This is a genomic window from Zooshikella harenae (assembly GCF_018837975.1).
Taxonomy (GTDB): Bacteria; Pseudomonadota; Gammaproteobacteria; order Pseudomonadales; family Zooshikellaceae; genus Zooshikella; species Zooshikella harenae.
In genome coordinates, this window is record NZ_JAGSOY010000111.1 from 1 (window position 1) to 9064 (window position 9064).

At 40.7% G+C, this 9064-nt stretch carries 6 protein-coding genes; 2 read left to right on the forward strand and 4 right to left on the reverse strand.

What is annotated here, in order from left to right:
* Nucleotides 1-184: 184 nt before the first annotated feature.
* Nucleotides 185-979, reverse strand: coding sequence for a cupin domain-containing protein (locus KCG35_RS22625; RefSeq protein WP_215822132.1), 795 nt, complete (start codon nucleotides 977-979; stop codon nucleotides 185-187).
* Between the two features lie 941 nt (nucleotides 980-1920).
* Here KCG35_RS22625 and KCG35_RS22630 point away from each other — a divergent pair.
* Entirely contained in the window at nucleotides 1921-3210 is a 1290-nt protein-coding gene (locus KCG35_RS22630) for an HD-GYP domain-containing protein (RefSeq protein WP_215822133.1), read from the forward strand.
* Between the two features lie 24 nt (nucleotides 3211-3234).
* Here KCG35_RS22630 and KCG35_RS22635 read toward each other — a convergent pair whose 3' ends face one another.
* On the reverse strand, nucleotides 3235-4257 hold the full coding sequence (locus tag KCG35_RS22635; RefSeq protein ID WP_215822134.1) for an acyltransferase: 1023 nt from the start codon (nucleotides 4255-4257) through the stop codon (nucleotides 3235-3237).
* 215 nt (nucleotides 4258-4472) lie between these two features.
* Here KCG35_RS22635 and KCG35_RS22640 point away from each other — a divergent pair, with 215 nt between their 5' ends.
* Entirely contained in the window at nucleotides 4473-4826 is a 354-nt protein-coding gene (locus tag KCG35_RS22640; protein WP_215822135.1) for a cupin domain-containing protein, read from the forward strand.
* 35 nt (nucleotides 4827-4861) lie between these two features.
* Here the strand turns inward: KCG35_RS22640 and KCG35_RS22645 are convergent, their stop codons facing one another.
* Nucleotides 4862-5815 carry a sulfotransferase domain-containing protein gene (locus KCG35_RS22645; protein ID WP_215822136.1) on the reverse strand — a complete coding sequence of 318 codons (954 nt, stop codon included), beginning with the start codon at nucleotides 5813-5815 and terminating at the stop codon, nucleotides 4862-4864.
* A gap of 125 nt (nucleotides 5816-5940) precedes the next feature.
* Nucleotides 5941-9064: glycosyl hydrolase family 18 protein (locus KCG35_RS22650; RefSeq protein WP_304956765.1), on the reverse strand; the 3124-nt coding region annotated here is incomplete at its 5' end.

Genomic DNA, 9064 nt, shown 5'->3' on the forward strand with positions numbered 1-9064 from the left:
ATGGCCAAAGTCGAGGTAAATTAAGGAGTAAATAAGAAAAAAATAGGTTAGTGATTAAATTTTGATAATTACACTGACATAAAATGAGTAATCATTAAACTATATCCTTCGCTGTGGGTATGATTTTATTGGATATTAAAAAATGAAGGGGATTTATGAAAATCCCCTTTTTTTGTTAATACTGTTAAAGTACTACCGTTTCTGTCGGTATGGCGAAGTCAGGAAAGAAAATATAACCATTTTCACCAATGGGGGGCACTTGAACAGAAATAAATGTCATTCCACAAGCGTCAGCGACAACACCATGCAATTTTCCTTGGGGGATGATGCCGTGTGTCCACGGTTGAACTTGAACGGCTTCGTGTCCAGCAATAAAGCGCCCGCTGCCTTTTGTGACAATGACAATAGTATCTGATTTGGGATGGACATGGGGTGTTATCAATTGATTGGGGGGCATTTCTACGTATTCATAACCTGTAGTTTGTTCGTAACAGGTACCTGTTAATAGTGATTTCAGAACGATGCCATTAGGTCGTTGAGCATAATTAAACGAATTAATATTAATATGCTTAAAGGACTCGTCGGATTTTTTTGTTATTTGGGGAGCACTATGTAGATCCGTTATAGCAACAACGTGCTGATACTGTCGAGTTGACTGGATAACACTTGCTTTAGTTGTCGCACATTCCCATGTAACAAAGTCACCTTCAGCTAATGAAAGACATTTTGTTGTACCATGAATATTAATAGCCCCTTTAAGACAATGAATTGCAAATGATTTATTTTGGGGTAACAAATGGGTTTGCTCTGGTTTGAGGAGGACAACGTTTAATGGTTGATAAGGTAAAGAGAAGGGTAGTTTTGAAAAAATAATATCGTCTTTACTGCTACGAAAAGAACAGCCATTTTTTGAAGTGTAAACATCAGTATCTTCAGCAGAGTATGCAGAAACACGGGTTTTTAATGTGTTAATAGCCATTACCATAACCTCCCTGTTATGATTAAATACCCTTGATCAATCAGCCTCTAAAACACCCTATACTATGTTACGGTTGATCGCTTTAAGTATTTTAAGGTGAGTCAAACGCCGATAACTAAGCCTAAAAACCCTTCGTTATGGGTATAGATCGCGTTGATGAGTTTGAGCATACTATGGGGGATTAATATATATTCTAATACGTTCGCTATTATATAAAATAGCGAATAATAAAGTGTTAATAGTAATCCTCATAGGTCGGATGGATTATAAATCATAAGTGTTATATGTGTGAATAGGTTAGTATATTATTTTTATTGGTTGTTTTTATAACAGACTATAAGTGAAATTGTATTTGAATTTTAGGGGGTATGTTGTAGAAATATATTTTAATATTAAAACTGTATGATGTCAGCTTTACTGAAAATATTACTTTTTTTATCAAGAGTGGAGTAAATAACAACCATCCTACTTAAGCAGCTGATATTGTATGCACTGCAAACCCACATTTAACTTCACCTCAGTCATTATTAAATGAACACTTGTGGTATTTCGAGGTACGCCAGTGGTAGAGAAAGGCTGGATAATGCACGTTGAACTGTTTGCCGCAAGGATGCGGTAACTATTTTGACAGACAGCGGCCTCCTGAGAAGGATTCGCGGCGTGTTCAAAGGGCGTTATGCAGACGTTGGGCAAAGGTGCTTTAGAAAATGGCTTTTAACAAGGTGCAATTATATGCGATTGCTCTGAGGGTTTATGTGTCATAAAACCTTACTTTAAATTACTCGTATAATGATATTTATCTGTGCGTAAGAAAAAGGACATAATTTTCAGCAAGTATAACTTTTGCGAGTTGTTTATACTATCTGCGACTATAATACAATTGATAAGTATTCTCCCTAGTTACTACCACTTTATAGATAGAATGTACTTATTTCATTAATATGCTGGAACGTACCGAAAAAAAAGTTTCAGTCGATCAGTTAGAAGTAGGCATGTATGTTGTACGTCTTGATCGTCCTTGGCTAGAAACACCTTTTTTATTGCAGGGGTTTACCATTAAAACCCAGGAAGATATACATTTATTGTCTTCGTATTGTCAACATGTTTATATTGAAGGTCGAACGGCTCCCGTTAATAAAGCTTTAACAGGTATTCCTAAAAATCGTGTTCAGTATATTAATAAGGTATCATTTAACTCTGAATTACAAATTGCCGAAAAACAATTTCAACATATTCGTAGTACTGCCAAGGATATCATGGAAAGTGTACGGATTGGGCGGGCCATTAATATTAAGGAGGCAAAATATGTTGTAAATGAATGTGTTGAAAGTATATTAAGAAATGATGATGCGCTTAAATGGCTAACGCACATTAAAAGAAAAGATGATTATACTGCAGAGCATAGTATGAATGTGTGTATTTTATCTGCAGCATTTGCACGCCATTTGGGGTTTCCTAAACATGAAATCGAAAAGATAGCATTATGCGGGTTATTACATGATGTTGGTAAGGCAAAAATACCTGATCATATTCTTAATAAGCCAGGTAAATTTAATGGAGAAGAATTACGCGTGATGCAATCTCACCCAACCTTGGGTAAAAAGTTACTGATGACTGCTGGTATTGAGGAAGCCATTGCTATTGATGTTGCTTTTGCTCATCATGAGCGACTCAATGGAAAAGGCTATCCTCGCAGCTTACAAGCCCATCAAATTCCATTTTATGCGAAAATTGTAGCGATTACCGATGCTTATGATGCGATAACAAGTACGCGCTGTTACAAATCAAGTCAATCTTCTATTACGGCTTTACATATCTTAAATAAAGAAAAGGGAAGTCACTTTGATACAGAGTTAGTCGATGAGTTTATTCAGTGTATTGGTGTTTATCCGCCTGGTGTGTTAGTGGAAATGACAAATGGTGAAGTAGGCGTAGTAGCTTTCAGTGAACCGTTAACCCGTTTAAAACCTTATGTATTACTATTACTTGACGAACGAAAAAACTTACAACGAATAAGACTTATAGACTTAAAAAAAATAGACCTTGATGCTTCGGGGCAACCATACATTATCGCTCGAGAGTTGCCGTGCGGTTCTTATGGTATAAAGCTAAGTAACACGATTAAACAATTTCTTAAACGTAATAAGGAGCGTTTGGCAGCTCAGCAGCCCACTTATGTAGCGCCATGGGCTGTGATTTCTTCAAATCAGTGTACAAAGCGAATAAAGTAGATCGACTATGGGCAAGCCAGTCTGTCATGGCACAAGCCAGCGGGTTACTTTCCAAGCGGCTAATAAACGTGTGGCGTAGTAAGAAAGTATGAATACTATGCATGTTAGTAAAGGAATGGCTAATACATTATGGCCAAACCAATCATAAACCCCATTATTTAAGTCCCTAATGGGGATCAAAATAATGGGGTGTAATAAGTATATACCCAAACTGTAACGTGCAACATGAGCAATGACCGCTTTATAGGTAGAAGGCAGTTGTTCACTGTATTGTTTGCACAGAATAAATATCATCCCTGCAATTAACACAGTATTGAGTGTTTTATAGCCCATAAAGAATGAACTATAACTATCTTTTAATGTCGACCAGTACCAGCTACCTAATAGATTAGCAATTATAGCCAATAGCCCACCCCATATAAGCCAGCGTTTGTGTGTTGGTGTATGTTCTGCAAGGTACCAACCAAAGAATAAATAACCTGAATAAAGGACAATATTGACGCGTAGCGGTGTTTCAATATTAAGCCAATTAATCAGCGTAAGTAGGAACCAACCAACTAATAGAAGTTTAATTCGTTCATGGCCTAGTTTGTGAATAAGAGGGACTAGAAATGGGATAACAAAGTATAACGGAATAAAGTCATAAAAAAACCACAAGTGATACCAAGTTGGTTTACTATTAGCATTTTGAATGATCGTGATGACACTAGCGAACGAGCCATTCTGTTCTGAATAGCCACCAATCAAGGCATAAATCACAGACCAAGCCAGGAAGGGAATGACAACTTTGACAACACGACGAGTTAAGTAATGATGAAGATGAAAAGGACGTTGTTCTTGTAAAAGTAAAGCACCACTAATCATGATAAAAACAGGGACAGCCCATCGAGTAAGTGCATTTATTTCCACAGCAGCAAGCCACTGATGTAAAGGAATGGTATTGTAAAGTTCACGTAACGGGCCTAAGACGTGAATGGCAACAACCGCAAGTGCAGCAAGACAACGAAGCACATCGATATAAAAAACATGACGTAAAGGTTGACTCATACAAACCTATGTTAACTGGACGAAGGTCTAAATTATAAAGCTGAACTGAATTGCCCTTTGACTAGGTAAAATATCAGCAATACTACTATGGCAATTATAAGAGGCTTGTAAGGGAGGCTGCTTGGCTGCAATCACACTTTTGCGCTTTGATAATTAACAATAGTGTTAAGACGCTAGCAGTAATACCGAAAAGCACCATTAAGGAGGAGGGTAAGATGCTGCCAGGAAACATTTTTCAGGAAATACCCCATGATATTCCTCAGGAACTTTTTGAAGTTATTCTTGATAAACCCGGGGTTTCTATTGAGCGGATTATTTCCAAGGGGCATACGACACCGAAGGGATCATGGTACGATCAAGATTATGATGAGTGGGTTTTGCTTTTGCAGGGAGAGGCACGTGTCATGTTTCATGGGGAAAGTGAGCCATATGCACTGGCCATTGGTGACTACCTGTATATTCCTGCAGGGGTCAAACATCGGGTAGAGTGGACATCTCAAACGACTGAAACCTTATGGCTTGCTATTCATCTGACGATCGATAAAGTTAATGATCAATCATTGTTGTGAGTGTGTGCTACAAAATAAAAGGGGATTATAAAAGATTAAGTGACAGGCACCCGAGGCTTGCGATGTTGCTGGGGTGTCAGTGCTGCTCGACCTTTTTCGATCCACAGACCACATTCTTGGTTTAAATTAGCCACTGTTGCTATCTCTACCAGCGCTAAGTCGTCCTCACTTAAACGGCCTAACCAGCGGCCATTTCGTCCTTTATTAATTAAACTTTCAGCACCATTGGCAAAAATATGTTCTGCTTCGGGGATAATGAATCGCGCATTTTTTTTCATAACACTGAAAGTACATCGTTGGGCGACATGAGCAACTTTTTTAAGGTCAGTATCAATAAAGCGTGCAAGGACATTAATTTCTTGCGCTAAATTAGCCAGTAAATCGTTATAATGGACGAAAAGAATATTCTCTAAATGACGGTAATTCCACCAACTTTGCGTATGATACATATTTCCCCAAAAGGGATAGCCCTCGTGCTGCCAGGGAAAAGCACCTTTTGTTAGCCATTGTTGCCAAAAGGTACTCAGGCTGGCCGGTGGAGAGGGTAGGGGTTGATAAGTTGAAGGTATGGATTCGTTAATCAGCTGTAAAAAGCTTGGGCTAATTGTTGTGTAATAATCCCACAGTGACAAGCATACATCTCTTGGATCTCGTGCAAGTACAATGTATTTAACTTGAGGAAAATAAGGAATACCATCAAGCGGAAGGTGAGATTTAAGAACACGGCGTTCAGGCTTTGCTAAGTAATTTTTTAGCGAATCTGGTGCATTACCTCGATAGTCAATCCAGGACAGGAATAGTGGACTTTTTAAGTTATTGTTTTGATGGTAATTAACAAGATTTTTAAGGATATATTGCAACCATATACTTCCTGATTTGTAAGATGAACAGACGATAATATCGTCGTCTTTAGGCGTGTAAAACTCCCAACGTGAGCTATCAAGGAGGTGGTTATGATAGGAATGAAGAACTCTAGGTTGCAATGGCATGAGTAAAGTCCTTTTATACGCCACGCTTTTTTATTGATATTTAATAATATAGCATTTCATTTTTTTCTGTTCGAATAAAAAACCCGGCAAAAGCCGGGCAATAAAAAAATATAATAAATGTAATATTATTGACACTGATTATTTACAGCACAACCGTGTAAAGTATTCACAAAATTGTAATTATTGGTGGAATCCCAGTTAACATCCCAGGTCATCAGACCACGAAAGCCGGGGTGGGTTTGTTGGGGTTTGTAATTGCCACAAGACTGGCCCGTACGTAAGCAGCGAAGGGCGGCTTTAACTGTAGCGGGTGCGGTATACCCCCCAGCAGGCGCGGCACTTTGGGTTGATGGCAAACCAATAACAACCTGACTGGCTTTAAGTCCCGTATAGTTTACGCCAGTACTACCAATTTCAAAGCCTTTAATCACTGCTTCAGAAAGCGCAACTAAAAAGTCTTGCGTACCTTGCTGATAAGGCTTTTTATCTAACCCTAACATTGAACCGGAGTTGTAATACTGCATATGTACCCAGCTAATGTCGTTTTTCAACGCATTGAAAATAGGTAGATAGTTACCAAAGGCATTACCCCACGCGGACAGCCCACCCACCACATTGGCCGTTTCTGGCGCAAAGGTCATTAAAAATGAGTCCCCATAGTGTTTTTTCAAACGCTTTAGGGCATTAATCATTCTTAATACGCTACCCGTTGGCTTATCAGGCTTACCAGATGCTAGCAGCCCATGTTCAGTATCTATGTCTATACCGTTAAAGCCATAGCGGTCAAAAATAGTGATTAATGAATTTACAAAATTATCTTCCTGCTGTTGGTTATCCAAGTGCAGTAAGGCATTTTGGCCACCAATGGAGAGCAGAACTTTTTTGCCTTTGGCCTGTGCTGCTTTGATATCGGCAGGAGTGGGTTTATCACTTAACACCACTGAGCCATCACTGCTGATACTTGGAAATGCAACAATTAGTACATTGTATTTATCATTTACTTGGCTCATGGGTACATACTTATTGCTGTTCCAATTTTCCCAGTAACCCACAAACACATTACCTGTCAAAGGCTTTCCATCACCTGGCTTGTCTCCATCGCCTGGTTTATCGCCATCACCTGGGGGTAATGGTGGTTTTGGTGGTTGAGGTGTATCACCGTCACCAGGTGGTACGGGAGGTTGGGGTGGTTTTGGAGTATCACCATCATCTCCTGGTGGCGTGGGTGGTGTTGGAATATCATTCCCATCGTCAGGCGTATCACCATCGGGTGGTACAGGTGGTTGAGGAGGGGTGGGGATATCGCCATCACCTGGTGTCGTTTTGCTGTTTAGGCCATTATGCAAACTACGGAGTAGAGTCCCTTCCTGATCATCTTGCCCCAGATGCCAAAACATCACACCACCTAGTTTTTCCTGCTTAATGTATTGGGTTTTAACAGTTAATGACTCAGCATCATCATAGGTCACAAATAGATCATGTTTTGCATTGTACAGCCAAGGTGCTTTAGCTTCAGGGTGGTAGAAACGCTGGTATCCATAGTCTCCTGCAAGCATCTTTTTGATATCGGCATAGGTAGCGATCCGTGGTTCTTTCCTCTCGACACATTTATCGCAGCCTACAAGCCAGGTAGGATCACCTTGGTAGGGATCACCACCAGGTGTATTAAATGACTGATAAAGGCCGTGGTTGGCTTTACCTACTTCTTTAAAGGCTCGACCATAGAAAGGCACACCCATTACGATTTTTTCGCGAGGAACATTCATAATCAGGTGTTGTTTTACTGCGGCATCAGCTGTTAGCGCAAAGGGGCTGGGGAACAGCTTCTTGATTTCTTCCCAGGTTTTTGGAGGGTTAAACTGAACTTCACGCAATGCATTGTAATACTTGGGCTCATCTTGACTTCCGTATAAATGGGCATGGAAGTTAGTTTTGGTTACACCTTGCCAAGGGCCATTGAAGTCGTAGGTCATTAAATTCATAAAATCTAATGGGGCAACGACTTTATCAAGCTGAGCGTAGTAACGTGACAAGAAGAATGCCCCACCTGCACCCGCAATCGTCAGGTGATAATCTGCGGAGTCTTGTTGCTCTTGAACGTTTATTTGTTTACGAAACTCACTGAGTAGTGAAATAAAATTATTGGCATCAGATTTACGGGGATACTCCCAGTCTAAGTCAATACCATCAAATTGATGTTGTTTCATCAACTTGATGCAAGAACTCGTCATGGTTTTCCGTGCAGCATCTGTTGCTGCTGCATCTCTGAAACGGTTTGCGGTTGGACTCGCATCATTGGAAAATGCCCAACCACCGACGGAAAACATCAGCTTTAACTTTGGATTATATTGTTTTAAGGTATTTAACTGCTTAAATACTTCTGCCGCCTTATCTTTATCAGTTCCAGCCAATAAATCGCACTGGCCTTGCTGATTAATCCCAATAAAAGCAAAGTTTATATGCGTCAACATACGTGCTTTTTCAGGGGAAATATTACTGATAGGGAAATCAACACTGGGGTACTTGTTAATCTCATCAGGCCCTAACATATAATAACCAACAACCTTATATTGGCTACCATCACCGGGCGTGGGTGGATTGGAGTTATCACCATCATCATCGCCATCACCAGGAGGGATTGGCGGCTCTTGACCATCGTCACCATCATCTGGATCATCCGGGGTGTCGTTTAGTCGCTCCCAAGGTCCCCACTGGTCTTTGCCTGGTTCATCCCCACGTGTCCACCACTTAGCTTGATAAAGTACATTCTGGTAACTGGCCTGGTCGCCTTTGACATATACTTTGTCAGCTTGCCAAGATTGAGCGTTTCCAGGCTTGTCGTCACCAGGTTTGCCATTATCGCCTGGCTTATCACCATTGCCAGGTTTATCCGTATCAGGTTTGTCACCATCACCAGGTTTTGAAGGAGGGGTAGGGTTATCGTTACCTTGTACCTGTTTCCATGGTCCCCATTGATCTTTACCGGGCTCATCACCGCGGGTCCACCACTTGGCTTCATAGGTTTTGCTTTGGTAGGTTATCCGATTACCTTTGGTATAGACTTGATCAGCTTGCCAGGTATTTGCTGGAGGGACAGGTTGGTCGCCATCATCCCCAGGAGGTGGTGGAGGTGGGATATCACCGTCACCAGGATCACCTGGAGGTGGGGGCGGGGGTGGAAGATCATCATCACCATCGCTAGGTGGTGTGGGTTGGTCACCATCATCTGGTGGGGTTGGTGGTTCTGGT

Coding starts and splice junctions, on each gene's coding strand:
- KCG35_RS22630 (WP_215822133.1), top strand. CDS start 1,921: ATGCTGGAACGTACCGAAAAAAAAGTTTCAGTCGATCAGTTAGAAGTA.
- KCG35_RS22625 (WP_215822132.1), bottom strand. CDS start 979: ATGGCTATTAACACATTAAAAACCCGTGTTTCTGCATACTCTGCTGAA.
- KCG35_RS22635 (WP_215822134.1), bottom strand. CDS start 4,257: ATGAGTCAACCTTTACGTCATGTTTTTTATATCGATGTGCTTCGTTGT.
- KCG35_RS22640 (WP_215822135.1), top strand. CDS start 4,473: ATGCTGCCAGGAAACATTTTTCAGGAAATACCCCATGATATTCCTCAG.
- KCG35_RS22645 (WP_215822136.1), bottom strand. CDS start 5,815: ATGCCATTGCAACCTAGAGTTCTTCATTCCTATCATAACCACCTCCTT.